This is a genomic window from Halobacterium sp. R2-5 (assembly GCF_011734195.1).
GTDB lineage: Archaea > Halobacteriota > Halobacteria > Halobacteriales > Halobacteriaceae > Halobacterium.
This window is the reverse complement of record NZ_JAANTH010000002.1, coordinates 370,592-393,767: the sequence shown is the minus strand read 5'-3', so window position 1 is coordinate 393,767 and position 23,176 is coordinate 370,592. Positions and strand designations below refer to the sequence as shown.

Annotated in this window: 23 protein-coding genes and 1 pseudogene; 16 read left to right on the top strand and 8 right to left on the bottom strand. The window is 70.5% G+C overall.

The window, feature by feature from the left end; all coding sequences use genetic code 11:
• The first annotated feature begins 26 nt into the window (after positions 1-26).
• The 5 genes from G9C83_RS10645 to G9C83_RS10625 are packed head-to-tail and all read left to right on the top strand — an operon-like array spanning position 27 to position 3,650.
• Entirely contained in the window at positions 27-1,013 is a 987-nt protein-coding gene (locus tag G9C83_RS10645; protein ID WP_167246120.1) for a beta-ribofuranosylaminobenzene 5'-phosphate synthase family protein, read from the top strand.
• A gap of 24 nt (positions 1,014-1,037) precedes the next feature.
• Complete coding sequence (locus tag G9C83_RS10640; protein ID WP_167246119.1) at positions 1,038-1,877, top strand: HTR-like protein; 840 nt, start codon at positions 1,038-1,040, stop codon at positions 1,875-1,877.
• Positions 1,878-1,919: 42 nt separating this feature from the next.
• On the top strand, positions 1,920-2,894 hold the full coding sequence (locus G9C83_RS10635) for a hypothetical protein (RefSeq protein ID WP_167246118.1): 975 nt from the start codon (positions 1,920-1,922) through the stop codon (positions 2,892-2,894).
• Positions 2,887-3,327, top strand: coding sequence for a hypothetical protein (locus tag G9C83_RS10630; RefSeq protein ID WP_167246117.1), 441 nt, complete (start codon positions 2,887-2,889; stop codon positions 3,325-3,327). The genes G9C83_RS10635 and G9C83_RS10630 overlap by 8 nt, the downstream gene beginning before the upstream one ends.
• Positions 3,328-3,335: 8 nt before the next feature.
• Entirely contained in the window at positions 3,336-3,650 is a 315-nt protein-coding gene (locus tag G9C83_RS10625; protein WP_167246116.1) for a transcription factor S, read from the top strand.
• Between the two features lie 37 nt (positions 3,651-3,687).
• Here G9C83_RS10625 and G9C83_RS10620 read toward each other — a convergent pair whose 3' ends face one another.
• Positions 3,688-4,551 carry a ZIP family metal transporter gene (locus G9C83_RS10620; RefSeq protein WP_167246115.1) on the bottom strand — a complete coding sequence of 288 codons (864 nt, stop codon included), beginning with the start codon at positions 4,549-4,551 and terminating at the stop codon, positions 3,688-3,690.
• Between the two features lie 81 nt (positions 4,552-4,632).
• Here G9C83_RS10620 and G9C83_RS10615 point away from each other — a divergent pair, with 81 nt between their 5' ends.
• Positions 4,633-5,316 (top strand): DUF2071 domain-containing protein, encoded by a 684-nt coding sequence (locus G9C83_RS10615; protein WP_167246114.1) that lies wholly within the window; start codon positions 4,633-4,635, stop codon positions 5,314-5,316.
• On the opposite strand, the gene G9C83_RS10610 is transcribed toward G9C83_RS10615, so the two are convergent.
• Both G9C83_RS10610 and G9C83_RS10605 read right to left on the bottom strand, forming a co-directional pair.
• Complete coding sequence (locus tag G9C83_RS10610) at positions 5,317-5,991, bottom strand: SDR family NAD(P)-dependent oxidoreductase (RefSeq protein WP_167246113.1); 675 nt, start codon at positions 5,989-5,991, stop codon at positions 5,317-5,319.
• A gap of 43 nt (positions 5,992-6,034) precedes the next feature.
• Positions 6,035-6,853: a rhodanese-like domain-containing protein gene (locus G9C83_RS10605; protein ID WP_167246112.1), complete on the bottom strand. Its 819-nt coding sequence runs from the start codon at positions 6,851-6,853 to the stop codon at positions 6,035-6,037.
• Positions 6,854-6,971: 118 nt separating this feature from the next.
• Between G9C83_RS10605 and G9C83_RS10600 the strand changes: the two genes are divergently transcribed.
• The gene (locus G9C83_RS10600) at positions 6,972-7,841 is read left to right on the top strand and encodes a DUF6159 family protein (protein ID WP_167246111.1); all 870 of its coding nucleotides are present in this window, start codon (positions 6,972-6,974) and stop codon (positions 7,839-7,841) included.
• On the opposite strand, the gene G9C83_RS10595 is transcribed toward G9C83_RS10600, so the two are convergent.
• Entirely contained in the window at positions 7,838-8,212 is a 375-nt protein-coding gene (locus tag G9C83_RS10595; protein WP_167246110.1) for a cupin domain-containing protein, read from the bottom strand. The two genes, G9C83_RS10600 and G9C83_RS10595, sit on opposite strands and share 4 nt — an antisense overlap.
• Positions 8,213-8,329: 117 nt before the next feature.
• Between G9C83_RS10595 and G9C83_RS10590 the strand changes: the two genes are divergently transcribed.
• The gene (locus tag G9C83_RS10590) at positions 8,330-9,520 is read left to right on the top strand and encodes a redox-regulated ATPase YchF (RefSeq protein ID WP_167246109.1); all 1,191 of its coding nucleotides are present in this window, start codon (positions 8,330-8,332) and stop codon (positions 9,518-9,520) included.
• A 49-nt stretch (positions 9,521-9,569) separates the two neighbouring features.
• Positions 9,570-9,899: a multidrug efflux SMR transporter gene (locus G9C83_RS10585; RefSeq protein WP_167246108.1), complete on the top strand. Its 330-nt coding sequence runs from the start codon at positions 9,570-9,572 to the stop codon at positions 9,897-9,899.
• Here G9C83_RS10585 and G9C83_RS10580 read toward each other — a convergent pair.
• Complete coding sequence (locus tag G9C83_RS10580; RefSeq protein ID WP_167246107.1) at positions 9,896-10,855, bottom strand: AEC family transporter; 960 nt, start codon at positions 10,853-10,855, stop codon at positions 9,896-9,898. The genes G9C83_RS10585 and G9C83_RS10580 overlap by 4 nt on opposite strands.
• A 126-nt stretch (positions 10,856-10,981) precedes the next feature.
• Here G9C83_RS10580 and G9C83_RS10575 point away from each other — a divergent pair, with 126 nt between their 5' ends.
• From G9C83_RS10575 to G9C83_RS10560, 4 genes are all read left to right on the top strand, one after another.
• A complete protein-coding gene (locus G9C83_RS10575; protein ID WP_167246106.1) occupies positions 10,982-11,266 on the top strand; it encodes a translation initiation factor eIF-1A in 285 nt (94 codons plus the stop codon).
• A 150-nt stretch (positions 11,267-11,416) separates the two neighbouring features.
• Positions 11,417-12,541, top strand: a complete 1,125-nt coding sequence (locus G9C83_RS15935; RefSeq protein ID WP_208288697.1) for a hypothetical protein — start codon at positions 11,417-11,419, stop codon at positions 12,539-12,541.
• Between the two features lie 135 nt (positions 12,542-12,676).
• On the top strand, positions 12,677-14,269 hold the full coding sequence (locus tag G9C83_RS10565) for an FAD-dependent oxidoreductase (protein ID WP_167246105.1): 1,593 nt from the start codon (positions 12,677-12,679) through the stop codon (positions 14,267-14,269).
• A 245-nt stretch (positions 14,270-14,514) separates the two neighbouring features.
• Positions 14,515-15,975: a hypothetical protein gene (locus G9C83_RS10560; RefSeq protein ID WP_167246104.1), complete on the top strand. Its 1,461-nt coding sequence runs from the start codon at positions 14,515-14,517 to the stop codon at positions 15,973-15,975.
• A gap of 137 nt (positions 15,976-16,112) precedes the next feature.
• Here the strand turns inward: G9C83_RS10560 and G9C83_RS10555 are convergent, their stop codons facing one another.
• Positions 16,113-16,307, bottom strand: coding sequence for a cold shock domain-containing protein (locus tag G9C83_RS10555; protein WP_167246103.1), 195 nt, complete (start codon positions 16,305-16,307; stop codon positions 16,113-16,115).
• Between the two features lie 247 nt (positions 16,308-16,554).
• Between G9C83_RS10555 and G9C83_RS10550 the strand changes: the two genes are divergently transcribed.
• Complete coding sequence (locus tag G9C83_RS10550) at positions 16,555-17,424, top strand: hypothetical protein (protein ID WP_167246102.1); 870 nt, start codon at positions 16,555-16,557, stop codon at positions 17,422-17,424.
• 6 nt (positions 17,425-17,430) lie between these two features.
• Here the strand turns inward: G9C83_RS10550 and G9C83_RS10545 are convergent, their stop codons facing one another.
• A complete protein-coding gene (locus tag G9C83_RS10545) occupies positions 17,431-18,576 on the bottom strand; it encodes a cobalamin-independent methionine synthase II family protein (protein ID WP_167246101.1) in 1,146 nt (381 codons plus the stop codon).
• A gap of 203 nt (positions 18,577-18,779) precedes the next feature.
• On the opposite strand from G9C83_RS10545, the gene G9C83_RS10540 reads away from it, so the two are divergent.
• Together G9C83_RS10540 and G9C83_RS10535 are read left to right on the top strand one after the other, a co-directional pair.
• Positions 18,780-20,825 carry a hypothetical protein gene (locus G9C83_RS10540; protein WP_208288817.1) on the top strand — a complete coding sequence of 682 codons (2,046 nt, stop codon included), beginning with the start codon at positions 18,780-18,782 and terminating at the stop codon, positions 20,823-20,825.
• A 127-nt stretch (positions 20,826-20,952) separates the two neighbouring features.
• Positions 20,953-21,627, top strand: a pseudogene (locus G9C83_RS10535) (DUF4382 domain-containing protein).
• Positions 21,628-21,769: 142 nt separating this feature from the next.
• Here the strand turns inward: G9C83_RS10535 and G9C83_RS10530 are convergent.
• Positions 21,770-23,113, bottom strand: coding sequence for a hemolysin family protein (locus G9C83_RS10530; RefSeq protein ID WP_167246100.1), 1,344 nt, complete (start codon positions 23,111-23,113; stop codon positions 21,770-21,772).
• Between the last annotated feature and the right edge of the window lie 63 nt (positions 23,114-23,176).

Sequence of the window (23,176 nt, the reverse complement as noted above, 5' to 3'; positions counted from 1 at the left end):
ACACCGTCGATGGCGAAGCGAGTGGTATGTCCGTCCGGGTCGAGAGCGGCGGCCGGCTCCACTTCGGCTTCCTGAACCTCTCGCTGTCCCACGACCGGCTGTACGGCAGCCTCGGCGTGGCACTCGACCAGCCACGGGTGGCGGTGGAGGCCGAGCCCGCGGACGCGCTGCGCTGCGACCACGAGCGGGCGCGCGAGCACGCCGAGCGCGCCTGTGAACTGCTGGACGTGCCGGGCGCGGCCATTTCGGTCTGCGGGGAGCTGCCGCCGCACGTCGGCCTCGGCTCCGGGACGCAGCTCGCGCTCGCGGTGTTGTCGGCGGTCGCGCGAGCCCACGGCCGAGACGCGGACGTGCGCGAATTCGCGCCGGAACTCGGTCGCGGCGGCCGCAGCGGCGTCGGCGTCGCGACGTTCGAAGCCGGCGGGTTCGTGCTGGACGCCGGCCACCCGACGGGACTGTTCACGACGGAGGCGCCGGCGCGCGGCGAGTGGGCGGTGCCGCCGGTCGCTGCGCGCCACCGGATTCCCGACGACTGGCGGTTCCTGCTCGTCGTGCCGGACGCCGACACGGGGAAGAACGGCAGCGACGAGGACGAGAGCATGCGGTCGGCCGTCGAGGCCGCCGACCCCGGGCTCGCGGACCGCATCTCGGGAGTCGTGACGCGGCGCGTGCTCCCGGCGCTGGCGAGCGGGGACGTCGCGGCGTTCGGCGCGGCGGTCGCGGAGGTCGGGCGGCTGAACGGCGCGTGGTACGCCGACGAGCAGGGCGGCGTCTACCGTCCACCCGTCGGGTGCATCGTCGACGCGCTCGCCGGGAGTCCCGCGGTCTCGGGCGCCGGGCAGTCCTCGTGGGGACCGGCGGTGTACGGCGTCACCGACGCGGACCGCGCGGACGCGGCGCTGGCGGCCGGACGGGAGGCGCTGGACGCGGCGGGCGTCGGCGGCGACGTGCGCGTGGTCGCGCCGCGGAACGAGGGCGCCCGCGTCGCCGAATCCGGGCAGGGAAAAGCGTAAACGCCGCCCGCGCGAGGCGCACGTATGGCGACGATTCCGTTCGGCGTCTCGCGGCTGGACGGCCGCATCGGGGGCGGCGCCCCCGAGGGGAGCGTGGTGTTGCTGTCGGGCGAGGCGGGCGCGGGCGCCCGCGAGTTCGTCTACACGAGCGCGGTCCTCAACGGCCTGCAGTCGGCGGACCCCGAGCTGTTCGACCTACACTACGGCGACCTCCACGGTTCGGCGGTGCCGCCGGAGGACATCCACTACGTCTCCTTTACCGCCGACGAGGACGAGCTCCGCCGCGAAATCTCGTTCACGATGGACGACGAGATCGTCGAAGCGGGCCTCGACGCGGTCACCTTCGAGGACTTCTCCCCGGAGTACTTCCAGCTCAGCCCCGTCCCCCGGGAGTGGTACGCGGGCGAGCACCGCTCGATTTCGGACCTCGGGAACACCGACAGCGACCGGCGAGACGTCCTGGAGGCGTTCGCGGACTACCTCGACGAGCACGCCAGCGGCAGCCTCGTGGTGGTGGACTCGCTGACCGACCTCATCGGCGCGCGCCAGCAGGACATGGCGTTCAGCGACATCGTGATGACGCTGAAGGGGCTGCGGAAGGCCGCACGCGGCTGGGACGGCCTGCTCCTGTTGCACCTGACCCGCGACGCGGTCACCGACGAGGAGTTCGGGAGCCTGATGACGTCCGTGGACGGCACCGTGCAGTTCGCGTGGGAGAGCGGCGGGAACGAGCGCGTGCGGACGATGTTCGTCCGGGAGTTCCGGGGCGTGCTCGGCCGCCTCGAAGAGGAGGACATCGTGCAGTTCGAGACCGAGATTCACGACGCGGGCTTCGACGTCAGCGACGTTCGGAAGATCCGATAGCCGGGCGAACGGTTAAGAGCGCACGGGACCAAGCCCGGGTGAATGGCCGACGGCACGTCGGAGGCGGTCGAGACGACGCTCGAGGGGCCCGTCGCGTCGTGGGTGGAGAAGCGTGCCGACGACCTCGGCGTGACTCCCGAGGAGTTCCTCGCGGAGGTCGTCGCGGCGTTCCGTGCCGCCGACGGCGAGAGCGACGTCGTCACCGACGACGCGCTCGACGAGCGCCTCGCGGCCGTCGAGGACGACTTCGAGTCCCGCATCGAGGACGTCGACAGCGAGTTCGACGAGAAGATTCAGGACGTCCGCGATCGCGTCATCCAGGTCAAGCGGGACGCCGACGCGAAGGCGCCCGCGGACCACGACCACCCGGAGCTGTCCGACCGCGCGGAGGAGGCCGTGAGCGCGGCGCAGAACGCCGAACGGGAGGCCGCCGAGGTCGCCGAGCGCGTGCGCCGGCTTCGCGAGCGCGTCGACGCGGGCTTCGAGAACTTCGAGGAAGTGCTGGCCTACCTCCGGGACGAGGCGGCGGCCCTCGACCGGAAGGCGGGGACGTTGGCGACCGCGGTGGTGTCGATGCGGGACTCGGTGGCGTCGCTGGCGTCCGCGGAGGCGCGCCGCGAGCGCGCCGAGCGCCTCAAGCGCGAGGCGAACCTCGCGGGCGTCGAGGAGGCCGACTGCGGGGAGTGCGGGGAGTCGGTGACCGTAGCGCTGCTGGCGGCGCCGGAGTGCCCGTTCTGCGCGGCGACGTTCGAGGCGGTCGACGCGAACCCGGGGTGGTTCGGCACGCACGTCCTCGTGACGGGGTCGGCGCCCGCGCTGCCCGGCGAGGACCCGGAGCTCGGCGACTCGTGGCTCGGAACGGACGACGGGACGCTCGAAGCGATGGCCGAGGGCGGCGACGGCGACGACGGCGGCCCGGCGGTCGTCGACCCGGAACCGGTCGACGACGACGAACTAGACGATGTGCTCGACGACGTCGACGTCGCGGGCAACCCTATGGGTGAGCGCGATGAGTGACGACGACCGCGAGCGCGAGCCGCTGGCAGACCTCCGAGAGGACGTCGAGCGCCGCCGCGAAGAGGACGATGACGACGACTTCGAGGAGCTGTTCACGGACGTCGACGTCGGCAGCGTCGACCAGGACGAGGTCTGGGACGAGCTCTCCGAGTCGGCCGACGAGCCGGTCGCGGACGCGGCGGGCGTGGACGCCGCGGGTGTCGACGAACCGGCCGATTCCGAGCACGCGGCGGACGACGACGTGCGCGTCGTGGAGAAGCGCCTCTGCCAGGAGTGCCCGCACTTCACGGACCCGCCGCAGACCGCGTGCACGCACGACGGGACGACCATCGCGGCGGAGGTCGACACCGACCACTTCCGGGTGGTGAACTGCCCCGTGGTCGCGGCCCGCGAGGACGACGAGGCGAGTGATTTTTCCGCGGAGAGCCAGTAACGCGGGGTATGCAGTTCTGCGACGAGTGCGGGTCGATGATGCACAAGCAGGACGACGAGCTGGTGTGCTCGGGCTGCGAGAACACCGAGCCCGCGGGCGACGACGGCGAGTTCGTCACGACGGCCGCCCAGGACACCAGCGACGTCATCGAGACGAGCGAGGACGCGAACTTCGAGGGGAAGCCGACCGCCGAGGAGACGTGTCCGGAGTGCGGCCACGACGAGGCGTGGTACACCATCAAGCAGACCGGGAGCGCGGACGAGCCGCCGACGCGATTCTTCAAGTGCCAGGAGTGCGGGAGCCGGTGGCGGGATTACAGCTAATTTCGCCGGTTCCCGAGCGTCGAACCCGGAGAGTGAGCTACTGGAGCAGGAGCCACGCGGCGGCGACGGCGATGCCGCCGAGCGCGGTCGAGGCGACGGCGTGCAGGCGGAGGCGGTCGAGGACCGCGTGGTCGTGGCCGTCGTCGCTACCGCGGGTGGCGGCGGCGTGGACCTCGCTGCCGGTCTCGCACTCGGGGAGGAAGTCCATCGCGACGTGGAGGAAGATGCCGGCGGCGAACCCGAAGACGACGGCGCGGAACGTGGCGTCGGTCGGGAACGAGAGCACGGTGACCGCGAGCGCAGCGATGCCGACGCCAGCCGACGGGAGCAGCAGCATCATCGGGGAGCGGCCCTGCGCGGTGAGCCGGCGCGCGGCGGCGTAGCCCGCGGGGCCCTTGTGTGAGACGATGGCGAGCCCGAGCAGCGGCCCGAGTTCGGGCATCGCGGTGTAGACGACGCCGATGATGGAGCCGGCGGTCAGCGAGTGCGCGGCGAGCTCGGCGCTCGTGCGGTCGAGCGGGAGGTCGCGGTGCGTGACGAGGTGGCCGACGGTGTGGGCGCCGAAGCCGACGAGGATGCCGGCGGCGATGCCGAAGCCGCCGGGCTTGGGGGCGTAGCCGATGGCCTGCGGGACGAGGAACGCGGCGGAGCTGGCGACCATCGCGCCGCTGGCGAGGCCGTACCCCCAGACGAGCCCCGTGGGGTGTTCGTTGCTGGCGCGCGCGCCGAGGGCGGCGGCGCCGGCCATCGCGGCGAACGCGACCCACGCGATGCCGAGGAGCTTCCGGGCTTCGCCCGTGCTGAAGACGTACGCGGACAGCGCGAGGAACGCGAACAGGCTGACGGCACCGAGCTTCGAGGTACGCGCTCGGGCCGCCGTGACGGACTGCGTGACGGTCATTCGATTAATAATATAATCTCCGATGTTAATAGCGTGTCGGTTGGCCGGCACGCCGAAGACCCCAGGGGCCCCACGGGGCGTATGGACGTCGTCTCGATGGAGTGGCGGGACGTGCTCGTCGCGAGTTGGCCCGTGGACCCCGACGTGATAGCGACCCGACTCCCCGCCGGCCTCGACGTGGACACGTTCGACGGGCGCGCGTGGCTCTCCGTGGTGCCGTTCGTGATGGGGGACGTACGGCCGTTCGGCGTCCCCGCGTCTATCGGCCGGACGTTCGGCGAGCTCAACCTCCGCACGTACGTCACCGGGGACGCCGGGCACGGCGTCTTCTTCTTCAACCTCGACGCGAACGACCGCCTCGGCGTCGCGCTCGCCCGGCTGCTGTTCCGGCTGCCGTACTACCGCGCGGAGATGCGCGTCGAGCGCCGCGGCGACACCCTCGACTTCCGCAGCCACCGCACGCACTCCGGCGTCTCCGACCTCGACTTCGACGCGACCTACCGGCCCGTCGGCGAGCCCGAGGAGCCCGCCCCGGGCACGTTCGAGGAGTTCCTCGTGGAGCGCTATCGCTTCTACGCGGCGGGCAGCTCGCGGGTGTTCCGCGGCGAGGTCAGCCACGACCCGTGGCGGGTCGCGCACGCCGACGCGACGTTCCGCACGAACGACCTCTTCGCCGCGAACGGCTTCGAGCACCCGAACTCGGTCCCGCACCTCCTCTACAGCCCCGGCGTGGACGTCACCGCCGAGCAGGTGCGCGTGGTCTGACTACGCGGTCGCCGCCCGCCAGTCCGCGAGGTCCAGGACCGCGCCGTCGAGGCGGTCGGGCGCGGAGGCCGCCCACGTGAACAGCCCCGCGACGTCCCCGGGGCCGCGGCCGCCCATCCCGTGGAGTGCGGTGTCGACGGCGCCCGGGTCGACGCAGCCGACCGCCTGCTCGCAGTCCGCCGCGAACTGCCGCATGATCCCTTCTACGGCGGCCTTCGAGACGGCGTACGCGCCGAATCCGGCGTCCGCGTCGCGGCCGACGCTCCCGGTCGGAATCACCACGCGCCCCGTCTCGTCCATGTGCGGGAGCGCCTCGCGGACGGCCGCGAACACGCCCCGGGCGTTCGTCCGCATCGTGTCGTCGAACGCGCTGTAGGACTCCCCGGGGAGCGGCGTCTCGCCCGCGTCCCCATGGTAGACTGCGGCGCAGGGGACCAAGACGTCGACGCCGGAGCCGTCGCCGGCCTTCGACGCCCGCTCCAGCAGGCGTTCGAGCTCGTACTCGTCGCGGACGTCCGTCCGCAGCGACTCGCCGCCCAGTTCCGCGGCGAGCGCGTCGAGCGCGTCCCGGTCCCGCCCGCCCACAACGACCGTCGCGCCCTCGTCGGCGAACGCCCGCGCGACCGCTTCCCCGAGGCCGCCGGTCGCTCCGGTCACCGCTACCGTTGTCGTCATGACGGAGACGACGGCGCGACTCGGCGTAACGCTTCCGGGAGCGTCAGCCCGTGAGCACCGCGCCCTCCAGGTCGGCGAGCGGGCGCGTGACCTCGAAGGCGGGCGTCTGGACGAGAATCGGGGCGTCCGAGGGGAGGTCGTAGAACTTGAAGTGGACCTCGAAGCTGCCGTCCTCGGCGATGGGCGCGGCCTCCGACTGGCCGGTGGGCTCGTGAGTCGCCCACGCGTACTCGTCGGCGTACTGGGGGTCGACCTCGCCCTCGATGAGGGCCTCCTGCGGCGCGGCGAACGTCGTGCCGCGCATCGCGTAGCCGTTGTTCCGCCACGGTCCGAACCCCTCGTCGATGACGAAGACGTTCGAGAAGCCGGCCTGCTGGAGCGCGGACGCGCGCACCGACGAGAGGTGGTGCGGGCAGCCGCAGTAACAGACGATGCGGTCGTCCTTGGCCCACCCGCTGATGCCGCCGCCGGAGGAGCCGCGCTGGGCGGGGCTGCTCACTGCGCCGTAGATGTGCGCCTGCTCGTAGTAGTCGGTGCCGCGGGCGTCCACGAAGCGCGCGTCGGCGCGCTGGTGCCAGTACCGCGCCACATCGATGGGCGCGAGCCGGATCGTCTCGCCGTTCGCGGTGGTCGTCGGGAACGACGACGGGTCGACGGTACGCTGTCCGGGGTCGCCGTGCTCCGGCGGGTAGCCGTCGGCGGGGTCGTCGTCCTCGGGCAGCGACGTGTTCGCGTGGAACTCCGCGTCGAGGTTGCCGACGTGGTTCACGGACGACGCCGAAGAGCCGAACAGCCCGAGACAGCCCGACACGGCGGCCAGCGACCCCGTGGCGCTGGCTGCGAGGAACGCGCGGCGGTTCATACCACTACTGTCGTCGTCATCGCAGTAAGGGCTGTCGCTGTCCGCGCTCCTCGCTCCCGTTCGCGGCGGCTGCGAACGCGGGACGGGACTGAAGCCCGTGCCCGCGCAACGAGCGGCTATGGGCCTCCGAAGCCGCCTCTGGACGGGTATCACGCTCGCCCGTGACAGCGTCACGCTCCTCCGCGACCACCCGAGCCTGCTGTGGTTCCCGGTGTTCGCGGGCGCGGGCGGCGTCGCGTTCTTCCTGCTGGCGTTCGGCACCGGCCTCGGGCTGGTCCCGCTCGCTGTGCTCGCGAACGCGCCGGAAGCCGCGATGTACGCCGCGCTCGCAATCGGCTACTTCGGCGCGTCGTTCGTCGCCGTGCTGTTCACCGCGGGGCTGATGTTCGCGACCCGCGAGGTGATGGAGGGCCGCGAGCCGAGCGTGCGCGGCGGCGTCTCCGCGGCCTGGGAGCACAAGGGCACGCTGTTCGCGTGGGCGGTGCTGAGCACCGTCGTCGGCCTCGTCGTGCGCGCGCTCCAGGAGTCGGACAACCTCGCGACGGTCGTCGTCGGCGCGCTGCTGAGCGTGTCGTGGGCGGTCGTCACGTACTTCGTCGTCCCGGTGGTCGTCTTCGAGGACGAGACCATCCGGGGCGTGTTCGGCCGGAGCACGGACATCGTCCGCGACACGTGGGGCGAGTCCCTCGGCGCGGAGTTCGGCCTCGGCTTCGTCCACGGCGTCCTCTTCCTCGGCGTCGTCGCGGTCGCCGCCCTCGCCTTCCTCGTCTCCGGCAGTTTCGCCGTCGCCGCCGCGGTCGGCCTGCCGCTCGTGGTGGTCGCGTTCGTCGTCGCGTCCACGCTGAACGGCATCGCGAAGGTCGCGCTCTACGAGTACGCGACCACGGGCGAGCCGCCCCACTACTTCGAGAACGTCGACTTCGATGTCGGCGACACCGACGCGGCGAGCCAGTCCGGGCTCCAAGACCGGTTCCGCGGCGGCATCTAGAGCCGTTCGAGCTCGTCGGCGGTCAGCTCCTCGTCCTCGCTGTCGCCCGTGTTCGTCGTCCCAGCCGGCTCGAACAGCACGACCTTCGTCTCCTCGTGGGCGACCGGGCGGTGCTCGACGCCCGCCGGCGCGACCGTCAGGTCGCCGGGGCCGAGGTGGACGGCGTCCTCCCGGTCGTCCTCGCGGTACTCGACCGTGAGGTCGCCGTCGACGACGTAGAACAGCTCGTCGGCGTCCTCGTGGGCGTGCCAGACGAACTCGCCGTCCAGCCGCGCGACCTTCACGTGCTGGCCGTTCAGTTCCGCGAGCAGGCGGGGCTCCCACGTCTCCTCGAACGACTCGAAGGCCTCAGCGAGCGAGCGCGCTTCCATGCGCCGTACTGGGCGCTGCGGGGCGAAAGGTCGTTCGACGCTCGTGCGGCGTGCCAGCCACTCACAGACCGAGCGCGGGTAGCAACCCGTTTGTACGACGGTCCACTGTGTCCGCCAATGAGTTATCGGATTGGGCTCGTGGGCAAGCCCAGCGTCGGGAAGTCCACGTTCTTCAACGCGGCGACGATGAACGACGTGCCGGAGGGCGCGTACCCGTTCACGACGATCGACCCGGCGGTCGGCGAGGCGTACGTGCGAGTGGACTGCGCGGCCCCGGAGTTCGGCGAGACGTGCACCCCCTCGACGGGGTACTGCGAGGACGGCACGCGGTTCGTGCCGACGAAGCTCGTGGACGTCGCGGGGCTCATCCCGGGCGCCCACGAGGGCAAGGGCCTCGGGAACCAGTTCCTCACGGACCTCAACGAGGCGGACGTGCTCGTCCACGTCGTCGACTTCTCCGGGACGACGGACATGGAGGGCGAGGCGACCGAGGGCCACGACCCCCGGGAGGACATCGACTTCCTCGAAGACGAACTCGACCAGTGGTACCTCGACATCCTCGAGAAGGGAATCGAGCGCTTCGAGGGCCAGCACGCCGGCGAGACCGCGCTCGAAGTCGAACTCGCCGAGCAGATGAGCGCGTTCCGCACCACCGACGAGGAGATCAAGCAGGTCATCCTCTCGCTGGGCCTCGAACTCGACCCCGCGACGTGGGACGACGAGGACCGGATGGCGCTCGCTCGCGAGATCCGCAAGCGCACGAAGCCGATGGTCGTCGCGGCGAACAAGATGGACACGCCGGCGGCGCAGGCGAACTACGAGGAGATCACGAACGACCCCGACTACGAACATCTGACCATCGTACCGACGAGCGCGCACGCCGAGAAGGCGCTCAAGCAGGCCAGCGAGGGCGGCGTCGTCGACTACCTCCCGGGCAGCGACGACTTCGAGATCACGGGCGACGTCGGCGACGAGCAGGCCGCCGGCCTCGAATCCATCCGGGAGTTCCTCGACGAGTTCGGCGGCACGGGCGTCCAGCAGGCGCTCGAAACCGCGCTGTTCGACGAGCTCGGCGTCGTCCCCGTCTTCCCGGGGTCGGCGAACGGCCTCGGGACGACCGACGGCCGCGTGCTCCCGGACGTCTTCCTGCTGCCGGCGGGCGCGACCGCCGAGGAGTTCGCGTACCACGTCCACAGCGACGTCGGCGACGGCTTCCTGCACGCGAAGGACTGCCGCGCGAACCGCCAGATAGCGGCCGACCACGAGCTCGACCCGCGGGACGTCGTCGAGATCGTCACCACGAACTGACGCTGCCGGGACCGACACGTTGAGGGAGGCGAGCGGCGACACTCCGGCCATGTCACCGTGGCTGGTGTTGCTCGTCGCCGGACTGTTCGAGACCGTGTGGGCGATCGGACTGGCGTACACGGACGGGTTCACGGAGCCGCTGCCGTCGGTCGCGACGCTGGCGGCGATGGGTATCTCCGTCTACCTGCTGTCGCGGGCCGTCGAACAGATTCCGGTCGGCACGGCGTACGCGGTGTGGACGGGCATCGGCGCGGTCTCCACGGCGATTCTCGGCGTCTACCTCTTCGACGAGCCGGTGTCCGTCGTGCGCGCGGCCTGCATCGGGCTGGTGGTCGTCGGCATCGCGGGCCTCCAGGTGACCGGCAGCGGGCACGCCTAGAGCACGACGCCCGACTGCAGCACCGCGATGAGCGCCGTCAGCACGGGTACGCCGAGCAGCGTCGTGACGAGCACGCACGTCGAGACGTACTCGGGGACTGAGACGCCGTCGGAGCGCACGCCCGCGGCGAACTCGCCGACGAGGATGACTGGGGTGACGGCCGCCGGCATCGCGGCTTCGAGGACGAACACGCGCGCGACCGTCGCGTCTCCGAAGGGGAGCACGAGCGCGACGGCGAGACCGACCACGGGCGCGACGCCGAGTCGCAGCACGGTCGCCGACCACGTGCGGGAGACGGCGGTGCCGGCGTCGGTGCGCGCGAGCTGGACACCGAGGATGAGCAGCATGATGGGGATGGAGGCATCGCCGGTGAGCTGGATTGCCTCCATGCCGGCGTTGGAGGTCGGCGGGACGAGGTCGAGCGCTCGGGCGCCGAGCGCAGCGACGACGGCGTACACGAGCGGGAGCCGGAACACCCGCTTGACGCCCGCGAGCCCCGGCGAACCCCCGCTCCGGGAGGCGACGTAGACGCCGAGGGTGTACATGAGCACGGACTGCACGGAGAGGAAGACGACCGCGGTCTGTCGGCCGACGCCGCCGAACGCGAAGTCCGAGACGGGGATGCCGAGGTTGCCGGCGTTCGTGAACATCACGGTGAGCACGAGCGCGCTCAGAATCGGCTCCCGCTCGCCGAGCAGGCGGCCGGCGAACTCCCCGACGGCCCACATCGCGACCGTGAACGCGACGATGCCGACGGTCAACCACTGGAGCGTCGACGCCGCGAGTTCGGTGACTGCGAGGCTGTGGAAGACGAGCGCGGGCGCGAGCACGTAGACGACCGCCGTGTTCAGCGGTCCCGGGTCGACGTCCTTGAACGTCCCGAGGACGTAGCCGACGCCGGCGATGGCGACGATAGGGCCGACCGCGCCGAGGAAAATGCCGAGGACGTCGACCATCAGTTCGTCTCCACTCTCGGCGGTGGAACGCTTCTACGTTTCGACAGCAGCAATCCGGCCGCGTCGGATGACTCGTGGTACCACGCCTCCCCGTTCATTTAAACGTCTCGGACGGCTACAGTAGGTGTGAGCGAAGAATCCGGGCGCCGCAACCTGCGGATGCCCAACGGAGACGAGCTTTTCGCCGTCGTGACGGAACACAACGGCGGGAATCACGTGCGAGTGCGGTGCGAGGACGGCGAGAACCGGATGGGCCGCATCCCCGGCCGCATGAAGTACCGCACCTGGATCAACGAGGGCGACGTCGTCCTCGTGGAGCCGTGGGACTGGCAGGACGAGAAGGCCAACATCGAGTGGCGCTACGACGAGCAGGACGCCGACCAGCTCCGCGAAGAAGGCCACATCAACTAACGGCCCCGCGGCGTGAGCTGCGAGCGGTTTTTCTCTCTTTCCTGCCGGGTAGCCACGCTACCCTCATTCTCCGGTCCTGTTCGCGTTCGAGCGGCGAGTACGCTCAGTAGGCGTCTCATTACAATCCGGGTATCCCGCGTCTACGAGGGCATGCAGCGCGACAGCCAGGGCACACCGACATCGCGGCGCTCGTTCCTCGGAACCATCGGCCTGACGCTCGCCGGGCTCGGCGTCGCGTCCGGGTCAGGCGCGGCGGCCGACGAGTCGTTCGCGCTCGAACAGGGCGACCGCTGCGTCCCCGTGACGCCGCTGTCCGGGGACGCCCCCGTCGAGGAACTGTACGACTGGAACACCGACGACAGCGACTTCAGCGCCGCGGGTCTCACCGAGCTACAGCGCCCGGACACGAGCATCCTGTTCCTCTACGACGGCCCGAACGGTCTCAGCCTCGTGCTCGTCCACGACGAGTACGGCGACGAGACCGACGGCGGGTCCGCGACGTTCGAAATAACCGGCCTCCCGGTCGACGGCGAGTGGGTCGTCAGGGACGACTACTACGACGGCGAATCGAACTTCGACCGCTGGGTGACCGGGGACGGCACCGCGGCTATCGACTGGACGTGGGGCGCGAGCCGCACGGACGGCGGCGTCTACCGCGGGCTCGCCGACCAGCCCGACCTCGAACTCCGCATCGAGCCGGCGTTCAACGACGCCGCGGCCCTCGACGGCGAGCACTACGACGGCGAAATCACCGCGTGGGAGGTCCTGTCGGGGTCGCTTTCCGACCCGGACCGGACGTCGCTCGCGCTCGACGAGCCAGTCGTCCTCCGCCGGGGCGCGTGCTCGACCGACGGCACGGGCGGCGACGGGAGCGACGACCAGACCGACGACGGAGACGAGCAGGCGGACGAGGACCACGACGAAGAGCAGAGCGACGACGAGGAAAGGGAGGAGGAAGAGGAGAACGAGGAGGAGACTGAGGACGAAGAGGAGCAGGAAGACGAAGAGAAAGACGACGACCGAGACAGCGACGAGGACGAAGGCGACGATGAGGACGAAGAAGAGGAAGACGGAGATGACGAAGAAGACGAAGAAGACGAAGATGATGACGATGAGGAGGAGGAGGACGAAGAGGAAGAAGACGAGGAAGAAGAAGAGGACGACGACCACCCGGGGAAGGGCAAAGGAAAGGGCAACAACGGCGACCACCCCGGGAAGGGCAAAGGCCACGAGAAGGGGAACGGCAAGGGCCACAGACGGCACGGCGACGACTAGCTGAGGGCTCGCCAGCGGTTTACTGGCCGCCGTTTCTCGCGCTCGGAATAAGGCGTGGCCTGTGCCGGGTGCACGCTTAACGGGCGAGCGCGCGTCTTGTCGTACCCACGCCGGGCCGCGCGTCCGGGGGAGACCATGAACGCCAGAGACACCGACAGCGAGGCGGGCGAGGGGCGTCACGAGTCGATCTGGATGGACACCAGCGAGGGGACCGACTACGAGGCGCTGGACGGCGGCACGAGCGTCGACACGGTCGTGGTCGGCGGCGGTATCGTCGGGGTCACGACGGCGTCGAAGCTCGCCGAGGCGGGGCAGACAGTCGCGGTCGTGGAGCGCGACCGGATTCTCGCGGGCGTCACCGGCCACACCACGGCGAAATTGACGTCGCTGCACGGACTCGTCTACGACTCCCTCGTCGAGCAGTTCGGCCGGGAGCGCGCCGGACAGTACGCCGACGCGAACCAGCGCGCAATCGAGGAGGTGGCCTCGACCGTCGAGGACCGGGGCGTCGACTGCGACTTCGAGCGCGTACCAGCGTACACGTACACGGAGTCGCGGGACCGGCGACGCGACGTCCAGCGGGAGGTCGACGCCGCGCGGCGGCTGGGGCTGCCGGCGTCGTACGCGGACGAGACGTCGCTGCCGTTCGACGTGGCGGCGGCCGTCTGCTTCGAGAACCAGGCGCAGTTCCACCCGCGGAAGTACCTGCTCGCGCTCGCGCGGGGCGTGGTCGACGACGGCGGGTACGTCTTCGAGGAGACGCGCGCGCTCGACGTGGACGCGGGCGAGCCGTGCCGCGTGCCGACCGACCGCGGCGAACTGGTCGCCGACGACGTCGTGGTCGCGACGAACGTCCCGTTCTTCGACCGGGGGCTGTACTTCGCGCGCCTGGAGCCGAAGCGCTCGTACGTGCTGGCTGCGCGGCTCGCCGGCGAGACGCCCGAGGGGATGTACTACCGGGTGAGCGACCCGCACTTCTCGGTGCGCCCGCACCCCGCGGGCGACGAGTCGCTGGTGCTGCTCGGCGGGCAGAACCACAAGACCGGCCACGAGGACAGCGGCGAGGAGCGCTACCGGCGCCTCGAACGAGAGGCGCGCAGTCGCTTCGACGTCGAGTCCGTCGAGTACCGGTGGTCGACGCAGGACGTCAAATCCGTCGACGGGGTGCCGTTCGTCGGGCGGCTCGCGCCCCACACCGACCACGTCTACGTGGCGACGGGGTTCGGCGGGTGGGGGATGACGAACGGCACCGCGGCCGGACTCCTGCTGTCGGACCTCGTGCGCGGGCGCTCGAACCCGTGGGCGGACGTCTACGAGCCGAGCCGGTTCGAGCCGCGGGCGTCCGCGAAGGCGCTGGTGGAGCACAACGCTGGCGCGGTCAGGCACTTCGTCGGCGACCGGCTGAAGCAGGGCGCGGGCGGCCACGCGCAACTGGACCCGGGCGAGGCGACAGTCGTGGAGTCCGACGACGGACCGGTCGGCGTCTACCGCGACGGAGACGACCGGCTCCACGCGGTCTCGACGGTCTGCCCGCACATGGGCTGCCGCGTCGAGTGGAACGACGGCGAGCGGTCCTGGGACTGCCCGTGTCACGGCTCGCGGTTCGACCACGACGGCAGCGTCCTCCACGCGCCCGCCGTCGATGACCTGGACGCGTACAGCGTGCGGGACCTCGCCGAAATCGGCATCGACGTCCGCAGGGAGCGAGAACAGGAGTTAGACGACTGAGCCGCGCTCGACGTTCGCGCGGGTCGTCGACCGCGGTTCCCCGCCAGTCGACGAAGGCCGTTTCCCGCTCCGCGTCCCGAGGTCGGTGCGCTGAGCCGAGTAACGCGAGCTTACTCGCGACAGCGGCCGCTACGCCCGGTCGGCTCGACGGAGAGAAACCGCCCGAGCGGTCGTTTGCGCGGGATTACGCCCGGAATCACGGGTATAACAAAGGGACTGCTGAGAGTGGTTCTGAACGGTTACGCATGAACGGGAACGAGCGCGACGACACGGGCACGGCGGAGCGACGAATCACGAGAGACCGCGACACGATCCGGAGCTGGGCGGACGACCACAACGCGGCGCTCGTCACCCGGGAGGACCCCGACTCGGACGAGCACCGCTACGAGTTCGTCCGGGACGCGAACGCGAGCGCCGACACCAGCGAGAGCACGTGGTCGGAGTTCTTCGACTGGTTCGAGGGCGGCGACCGCGTGTTCATCTACAGCGAGGGCGAGAGCGACCCCGGGCACTACGAGATTCTCGACCGCGACGAGGCGACCGCGCGCGCCTCGATCGCCGACGAGGAAGTCGAACAGCAGCTCCTCGACGGCGAGACGGTGGTGACGGAGGTGACCGACCGGACGGTGGTCCAGCGGGAGGTCGTCGAGCACGACCAGCTGGAGACGGAAGTCGTCGACCGCGAGGTCGTCAGCAGCCGCATCACGGAGGCCGACCTCCTCGACTGGGAGGTACTGGAGACCGGCTCGGACTTCGACCTCCGGCCGGCTCAGGACATCGTCGGCCGGGACGTGATGATGGCCGGCGGGAGCGAGTACTTCGACTACACGGACATCGAGCTCGGCACGCGCCTCGACGGCTACCTCACGGCGGAGATCGAGGAGATGTGGCGCGTCCGGCGGGTCGTCGACGAGCAGGCGACCGTCGAGACGCGGGTCGTCGACGTCGACGTCGAGACCCACGACACAGTCGAGGCGGAGACGACGACGGCCGACTCGGGCACGACAGGGTCGGACACGACGCGGATGGACGCGACCGGTCCGGACACCGCCGAGTCGGAGACCGCCGAGTCGCGGATAGACACGACGGACGTTCACCAGACGGTGTTCGCGAGCGACGCCGTGGGCGCGGACGTCGACACGTCCGGTGACACGGCCGACCTCGTCGAGACCGAGCGCCTCGACGAGGGCCAGTTCGAGAGCGTACTGGTCGAGCGCCAGGTGTTCGAGGACGAGGTCCGTCGCCGGAAGCAGTTCCGCTTCGAGAACGTCGACAGCGACGTCGTCGAGACCGAAACCATCGACACGCAACGGGTAGACACCGACGTCATCGAGCGGGACGGCGAGGAGCCGACCGCTGCGGAGACCGCGGGAACCCCCGACGTCGCGGGCGGCCCCGCGGAGACAACGGAGACGAGCGGCTCGCTCGGCCGGTCGTTCACGGAGAGCGACGAGGGCGAGACCGTCGTCTCCGCGGACGGCGACAAGATCGGCGAGATCGACCACGTGGAGGCGGGCGCGGCGTTCGTCGAGCCGAAGTCCGGGCTCGTCGACAGCATCAGTTCCGCGCTCGGCTGGGGCGACGACCAGGGCGAGTACGGCCTCCGCCCGGAGCAGGTCCAGGGCGTCGACGAGCGCGGTCGGTTCGTCGTCTCCCCGGGCGCCGAGTCCCAGATCGAGGACGACGACTCCGACGAGCGGGCCTGACGCCTCCGCCGTCGCCGCCGCTCGCTATCGGTCAGCTATTTTCGCGCGCCGACGCGACCGCACAGTGCGGCTGCTGGTCGGCGTCGCGTCGAAAGAAACGGAGTTCCGGTGTCGCCGGAGGCGACAGTAGAACCTAGTTAGAGCCGGACGACGTTCGTCGCGCGCGGACCCTTCTCTGCCTGTTCGATGTCGAATTCGATCTCGGTGCCCTCGGTGAGGTCCTCGCCGCCGACGTCTTCCATGTGGAAGAACACGTCCTCGTCCTCGTCCTCAGTCTCGATGAAACCGTAGCCGCCCGTGTCGTTGAAGAAGTCAACCGTACCTTCTGCCATTACATCCTTATACAAACTCGGCTCACGTATAAGGGTTGGCATCCGCCCGCAGAAATCCGAGTGGAACAAACGGACATGCAGTATATGCCACATCAGACAGACATCTGGCCGCCAACCAGTCGGTTCTGTGCAGCGTAGCCGACTGGTCGTGGGAGCGCGCGGCGTCGTTCTGCCGAATCGGCAGTTCGGTTGGCGCGTGTCAGTTCGGCCACCCAATTTTTGTAGGGGCGGTGCCTCGCGGTCCACGATGACGACCCACCACATCCCGAAGGGCGTGAGCCGGGACACGCTCGAAGACGTCGTCGCGGGCTGGGAGGCGGTCGGCGCGGCAGCCGAGCCGAAGCACACCGCGGATGTCGAGGACGCCACGGGGCTCGCGGACGCGGTCGGCCGCCAGACCCGGTTCCTCGAGGACGTCGGCGTGCTCGAAGCGGACGGCCAGGAGCACCGATTGACCGAGCGCGGGCAGGCGCTCGCCGGCGCGCTCGCGGTCGGCGACGACGGGCGGGCGCGGGAACGCGCTCGCGGCCTGCTGGCGGACTGGCCCGTGACCGAGACGGTTCGTGGCGTCGTCCGCGGGAACCCCAGCGACGAGGGCGAGCTCGTCCCCATCGTCGCCGCAGTCACCGGCCACGACCCCGAAGCGAGCCGCGTCCGGAGCGGCGTGACGACGCTGCTGGACTGCTACGACTGGGCGGGAATACTGGAGCGCGACGAGGACGGTCGGTACCGGCTCCCTGACGACGGCGAACGCGAGTCGTCGGCGGCCGCGAGTCCTGGGGTCGCCTCGCCGACGGCTACGGCGGACGAGGAAGCAGCGGCAGCCCGCTGCGGCATCTCGCTCGGGAGCCCGCCCGAATCCGGGGGAGAGCGAAGCGAGACCGGCGACCCTGTGGAGGTGCTCGGAGAAACGGACGCGGCAGACGTGGCGGAGCTCGTCGAGGAGCTCGCATCCGCGGAAGGCGGGGCCGAGACGGAGACCGACGGCGGCGGCGACCGCGAGGCACACGCGCTCACGCTCGAAGTAGACGTAGACGCCGACCCGGAGGACGTCGAGGCGCTGGTCCAGCACATCCGAGAGGGGTTGACGGCGGCGAACGCCGAACCCGGGGAGTAAGCCCGGTTAGAACAGCCGCTCGGAGGCGAGTTCGGCGCCGTCGACGAGCGCTTCGAGCTTCGTCCACGCGATGTCGGGGTGGACCATCGCGAGGCCGGCCTGCGTGTCGAAGCCGCAGTCGGGCGCGGCGACGATGCGCGAGGGGTCGCCGACGGCGTCGGCGACGCGTTCGATGCGGTCGGCGACGACCTCCGGGTGTTCGACGACGTTGGTCTTCACGTCGACGACGCCCGGCAGGAGGTCCCAGCCGTCGGGCAGCGGCTGCTCGCGGAAGACGCGGTACTCGTGCTGGTGGCGAGGGTTGGCCTCTTCGACGGAGAGCCCGCCGATGTTCAGCTCGTAGAGCTCCGGGAGCACGTCTTCGAGGGGGGTGTCGCGGTGGTGCGGGCCCTCGTAGCTCCCCCAGCAGGTGTGGAGGCGGAGGCGGTCGTCGGGGATGTCCTTCGTGGCCTCGTTGAGCGCGTCGACGTGCAGCCGGACGATCGGTTTGAGCTTCTCGACGGGGCGGTCACCGAACCCGCGGTGGCCCGTGGTGAGGAGGTCGGGGGCGTCGAGGTGGAGGATGGCGCCGGTGTCGGCGATGGCCTCGTACTCCTGCTCGAGGGCGTCGGCGATGGCGTAGACGAACTCCTCGTGGGAGTCGTAGTGCTCGTTGACGAGCGTGGCGGCGGCGACGCCGGGCGAGGCGGCCGTGATGAACGTATCCTCGAAGTCGGCGTCGACGGCGTCGAGTGCCTCGGCGAACGTCTCCAGTTCCTCGTCCCGGGCGGCCGCGCCGTCGTACTCGACGGGCCCGACGACGGAGGGCTGTTTCGTGAGGTCGATGGTCTCCGTGTCGAAGGCGTCGCTGGCGTACTCGGGGTAGTCCGCGAGGTCGTCCCACATCGGGGCGTCGCGGTCGCCGCCGATGCCGGTGAGGCGGTTGGCGACGTACCAGTTGAACGAGACGCGGGGCTGCTCGCCGTTGTTCACGACGTCCAGTCCCACGTCGGCCTGCTTGCGGACGACCGACTCGGTGGCGTCCTGGACGGTCTGGTGCCACTCGTCGTCGTCGACCTCCTCGCCGTCCTGCCGTCGCTTCAGGAGTTCGAGAAGTTCCGGCGCGCGCGGGAGGCTGCCGATGTGCGTCGTCGAGATGTGCTCGTCGCTCATTCGTTGCCCGTACAGACCACTACGACGACAATATGCCTTGCGATAGTATAATATCTATAAATATGCATAGTGGTTATAGGCCGTGGGTGGGCCACCACAAGCGGTTTCCACGCTCCGCCCCAGAATCGAGTACTATCAGCCGAAACAACGCGGGACGCGAGCGGACGTGCGAGGCGGCAGAAGCGGGAGTCGGCCGACGCGAACTGCTCGCGGGCGTCGCCAGCGGTGCGGCCGCGTCGCTGGCGGGCTGCGCGCTGCTCGACCGGGACGCCGACGGGGAGTCGTCGACGGTCGACGGCGAGCGCGCGCTCGCCTTCGCCGAGCGGTTCGCGCCGACGCTGTACTTCGACGAGCACGAGCAGTGGTTCCCGACCGACCCGCGGCCGTACGAGCGCGAGCGCGACGGCGAGACGGTCGTGGACGGCTTCGATGCCCTCGACGGCTACGTCGAGCGCAGCGGCGACGAGCCCGCGGACCCGACGGCGTTCTACCACGTCGTCGAGTACGAGTCCTCGCCGCTCGCGGTCGTCCAGTTCTGGTTCTACTCGGCGTTCGACCAGTTCACCACGAACTTCCACTGGCACGACTGGGAGCTCCTGCAGGTGTTCGTGGACACCGACACCGACGAGCCACAGCTGTACGTCGCGAGCTCGCACTCCCGGAAGGTGCCGAACAACGAGTTCCTCGACCCGGACGGCAGCCGCCGCCCGCGAATCCTCACGGAGCTCGGCTCGCACTCCAGCGGCCTCTCGGTGAACGAGGAAGCCGAGCACTTCCAGCGCCTGCCGCTGGACGGCAGCGTCGCGGACATCACGAACAGCGTCGTCGACAGCGTCGAGGCGATCGCGGACATCCCGCTGGCGTACGGGCTCCCCCGCGACGAGGGCCTGACGCTGCCGTACGCCGTCCCCGAACTCGACGGCGAACCGGTCTACGAGCACGACGACCTGCCGTCCGTGGACGCGGACGACCTCGTCGCGGACGCGCTGACGGTCCGGGACTTCGACGCGCTGCAGTCGCCGCCGGACCTCCCCGAGCGCGAGACGGGCTACCGGTTCGACTACGAGGGCGCGACCGACGCCGACCCGGACGTGACCTACGACCTCGCTCCGACCGCGGAGCTCGAACACGTCGCCGACTTCACCGGCCCGCAGTTGAGCTTCGAGTTCGCGGTTCCCGAGTTCGCCGAGGACGCCTTCGCCAGCCACATCACGACGACGGCGGTGCCGTGGCAGAGCACGCGCTACGACGAACCCGCGTCGGACATCAGCGAGCCCGCCCACCGGCAGGCGCTCGCGGACCGCTACGACGCCATCGGCGACGCCTCCCCCGTGAACCAGGTCGTCGCGGCCGTGACGAACGCCGTCGCGGACGACGACGCGCCCGAGGACGAGGGGCTCACGACCGTCTCCTCGGGCGTGGAGCTGTTCGCGCTGCTCCAGAGCGACCCCGAGGCGGTGCCGACGTTCAACGGCGTCGCCGTCGTGCAGGACGTCCCCGCGGGCGAGCACTCGCTGACCGTCAACGGCGCGGGCGTCGCGCCGCACGGCGAGACGGTGACCGTCGAGGACGGCGGCGGACCGACAGCGGCCGGCGTGGACGGCGAGATTCCCGTGGTCGCGCGCGAGCACGCCGTGAAACTGGAAGTCGACCCGAGCGAGGCCGACAGCGACCTCACCGACCTCGCCGTCGAGGACGACTTCGCGGGCCGGCTGTACGACGCGCCGCTGTCCGGCCCGGACGCCGTCTACGTCCACCGCGGCGGCGCGTTCACCACGGAAGTCCGGGACAGCGACGACGAGGTCGGCGCGTTCCGCGTCAACCCGGGCGACGAGGAGCGCGTCCGCGTCGAGGAGCCACGGACCGGGAAGGCGCCGCTGGCGTCGTACCTCGCGGACGTCGCCGAGGAGACGCGCGCGGAAGTGGCGGCCGTCGAGGGCGACGGCGACTCGGACGACCGCGACGACGACCAGAACGGCGGCGGCCGGAGCAACGCCGTCGAGGGACTGGCGAACGCGCTCGGCGCCGTCGCGGACGCCGCGCGGAAAGCGGCCGAGAACGCCGAGGCGGGGGACCGCGGGAACGCCGAGCAGAACCTCGACGCGGTCGCGACGCGGCTCGAGAACGTCTCCCGGCGGCTCTCGGAGGCCCGCGGCTCGCTCCCGGACGCGCTCGCTCGCGCGACCGACAACCGCCTCGAACAGGCGCGCCGCCGGACCGAGCAGGCGCAGAACGCCGAGAAGCTCTGAGCCGGCGTATCGGGTCCGCGTCGGCGAGCCACACGCACGCCAACTCGGGCGAAACGGGCGTGAATTTGGCTGAACTGGCGGCGACGGTGTGCCCGGTTTACCCGTCGGTGGCGCCTCCAGTGGTCGTATGCGAGACACGAACGAAGACGCGACGGCGTACCGACGCGACTACCTCCGAGCCGCGGGTGCCGTGGGACTGGCCGGCGCCGCCGGCCTCTCCGGCTGCCTCGGCGGCGGTGAATCGAGCACGGGCACGCTTGCCACGAGCGTCAAGGACGCGCCGGGCGACATCTCCGACTTCGAATCGTGCGTCGTCACCATCGACGGCATCTGACTGAAGCCCAGCGAGGGTGGAGACGAGACGACCCAGAGCGGGGAGACCACCGACAGCGAGGCGACCACGGAGACGGTCGAGACGCAGGACGAGTCGGACGTCGACCAGGGAGACGACCGCGAGTACCACGAGTTCGACGAGCCGCAGGAGGCCGACCTCGTGCAGCTTCAGAACGGCGACTCGGCGCTCGTCGACGACCGGGAAGTGGAGACGGGGAGCTACGAGTTCCTCCAGCTCGACGTGTCGGCCGTGGCGGGCACGCTCGCGGACGGCGGCGAGGCCGACGTGGGCACGCCGGGGGACGCGCCCCTGCAGTTCAAGGAGGCCTTCGAGGTCCGCGAGGACCAGCGGACGACGTTCGTCGCGGACTTCACGCCCGTGAAGCGCGGACAGACCGGCCGGTACCTGCTCCAGCCGGTCGCGTCCGGGACCGAGGTGCGCTACGAGGACGCGACGACCAGCGAGTAGCACGCCGACGAGACCGCGTCACTCCTCGACGTCGGCTTCCTCGCCGACCAGCTCGATGTGGCCGTAGTTGAAACCGGCGACGAACACCACGCCGCCGATAGACAGAGACCGGGCGCGCTGCCGGCCAGCGTACCGCGAGCGGTCAGTTTTCCTCGTCGTCGCTGTCGGACTGCTGCTCGCCCTCGCGCACGCGGACCGTGGAGATGCGGGCGCCGTCCACGCTCGTCACCTCGACGACGTGCCCGGCCACCTCGACGGCGTCCCCGGGTTCGGGCGCGCGGTCGAGGCGCTCCAGAACGATGCCGCCGATGGTCTCGAAGCCGTCGCTGCGGAAGTCGGCGCCGAGCGCGTCGTTGACCACGGAGAGCGGGACGCCGCCGTCGACGTCGTACTGGCCGTCGCTGCGCCGGCGAACCGAGGGCTCGCCCCTCTCGGCGTCGAACGTGTCACGGAGGTCGCCGACGATGGTCTCGACGACGTCCTCGACGGTCGCGATGCCCTCGAAGGCGCCCCACTCGTCGATGACGACCGCCATCTGCTGGTGCTCGTCGCGGAACTGCAACAGGAGGTCGTCGACGGCCATCGTCTCCGGGACGACGATGACGTCGTGCGCCAGCGACCCCGCGGTCGTCGCGCCCGCTTCGTCGCCGCTGATCGCGTCGAGCACGTCCTTCGTGTCCACGAACCCCACGACCTCGTTGCGGTCGTCCGCGTCGACGACGGGGTAGCGCGTGTGCCCGGCGTCGAGGATGGTGTCCCGGAGTTCGGACATCGGCGTGTCCGAGGGGACGCTCACGACGTCCGGCCGCGGCACCATGATCTCCCGCGCGGTCACGTCGTTGAGGTCGAAGACGCGCTCTATCATCTCGACTTCCTCCATGTCGACGTGGCCGGCCTCACCGGACCTCGACAGCACCCGCCGGAGCTCTCGCTCCTTGAGGCTCTCGTCGGTCTCGGAGGCGGGCGGCACGCCGAGCAACCGCGTGAACGCGTTCGCCGTGCCGTTGAACACGATGAGCCCCGGGTAGAACACGAGGTAGAACATCCGCATCGGCGCAGCGACGTACAGCGACAGCGTCTCGGCCTGCGCGATTGCGAGCGTCTTCGGGACGAGTTCGCCGAAGACGACGTGGAGGAACGTGATGATGCCGAACCCGATGCCGAACGCGACGAGGTGGAGGACGCTCTCGGGGAGCAGCGGGCCCAGTAGGGGCTCGATGAGCGACGCGACGGCTGGCTCCCCCGCCCACCCCAGTCCGAGCGAGGCGAGCGTGATGCCGAGCTGGGTGACCGCGAGGTAGTTGTCGAGGTTGTTCATCACGTCCTGCAGCGCCGCCGAGCCGGTGCGGCCCTCCTCGACCAGCTGTTCGACGGACGTCGAGCGGACGCGCACGAACGCGAACTCCGCGGCGACGAAGAAGCCGTTCAGGACGACGAGGAACAACGCGAGGGCGAGCCGCCCCACGGAGAACAGGAGGTCTACCATCCGCTCCTCCGGGAAACGCGGCTCGGTCGAAGTACGGTCATAGCACTCTCTTCGACGCGTCGA